Source organism: Streptomyces longisporoflavus (genome assembly GCF_014649775.1).
Lineage (GTDB): Bacteria > Actinomycetota > Actinomycetes > Streptomycetales > Streptomycetaceae > Streptomyces > Streptomyces longisporoflavus.
The window spans coordinates 1-1384 of the sequence record NZ_BMTR01000110.1 but is presented as its reverse complement, the minus strand read 5'-3'; the positions used below and the strand labels follow the sequence as shown (position 1 = coordinate 1384).

Sequence of the window (1384 nt, the reverse complement as noted above, 5' to 3'; positions counted from 1 at the left end):
GCAGCAGTGGACATCCTCTCCGACCCCGACCGCCTGACCCGCCTCGACCTGGCCTCCGCGAGCAGCTGATCTCCGGGCTACCCGGCCCCCCTTCCGGTGACTTTCGACCGCCGGAATAGGGGCCGACGTGTATGCGGGGCCGGGGCCGCCGGGGCAACTCCTGCAGGGCAGATCTTTTGCAGATAGTGCGGCTCAGTCGGTCACCTTTGGCCGGTGCGGGTCGTCAGGGCGGTGAACGAGTTAATCGAGCGGGCGTGAACGGCCCGCATCCCGGAAGGAACACTGCCCGTGAACACGATGGCGCACAATCTCGAGACCGTCACTTCCCGGTTTTCCGACCCCCAGCGGCTGGTGCCCGAACTCGGCGACGTCAGCGCCGCCCTTTTCAAGATCGTCAAGAACGGGGCGGTGGCGCCCGGCACTATCGGCCTGGTCCACCTGCGCGCCGGACAGCTGGTGCAGAACACGTATCTGACGGTGCTGCACACCGGCAACCTGCGCCGCGCCGGAGTGCCGGAGGAGAAGATCACGGCCGTGGCGTCCTGGTCGGACGCACCCTATTTCACCGCTGCCGAGCGGGTGGCGCTGGAGCTGGTGGAGGCCGTGCTCACGCCCGGCCGGCCGGGGGAGCGGGTGCCCGACGCGCTGTATGCGCGGGCGGCCGAGCACTACGACGCCACGGCGATGGCCACGCTGGCGATGGCAATCGGGCAGGTCAACTTCTTCATCCCGCTTGCGCTGATCGGCAAACCGCTGCCCGGCGTTTCGCCGACCGAGCAGTGGCGCGCCACTACAGCCGAATAGCCGCGCAGCCGAGTAGCCGCGCACAAGCAGCCGGCCCCACCCCTTATTACGGGGCGGACGCTGTTGCCCCGCACGCACCCCGGCGCCCGGCCCGGGGATCTGGTGCCCCGCGCGGGTCGAGGGCCGGGGTGGCGAGTGCACGGGCGCATCGCCATCCGACCGGGCTGGCCTTTTCCAGGCCGGCCGACGGCGGCTTACGCACCGCACTGCCCGGCCTCGCACGGGGCGACGATGGTCGGCACAGGGGCCGGCATCGGTCACCACTACCCCGAGCGACCTCTGCCCCCGGCCCCGGGTCAGACCCACCTGGCCCGGGTCCCGGCCGCCTGCGGCCCGGCGAGCACGGCGGATCACTCGTCCACCGGCCCGGCCGCCGGTGAACGCGTCACGATCCGACATGTGCACCGCCTGGGTCCTCGCCCTGGCCACCGGTTCGATCGCCGCCGTCCTGCTGCTCGGCCGCCGCGTCCGCCCCCGCCAGGGGTGTCAATCCACTCGCAACTCCGCTTACAGCGAAGGAAGTTCGACTATGACCTCGCTCAACATCCACACTCCGCTGCCCGCGCTGACGTCCACGGCT

At 71.0% G+C, this 1384-nt stretch carries 2 protein-coding genes; both read left to right on the top strand.

The genetic code is table 11. The features are described 5' to 3' along the window. The first annotated feature begins 297 nt into the window (after positions 1 to 297). Entirely contained in the window at positions 298 to 804 is a 507-nt protein-coding gene (locus tag IE226_RS43605; protein WP_190087088.1) for a carboxymuconolactone decarboxylase family protein, read from the top strand. A 397-nt stretch (positions 805 to 1201) separates the two neighbouring features. Then, the coding region (locus tag IE226_RS44785) for a hypothetical protein (protein ID WP_229871993.1) at positions 1202 to 1384 on the top strand (183 nt) is incomplete at its 3' end.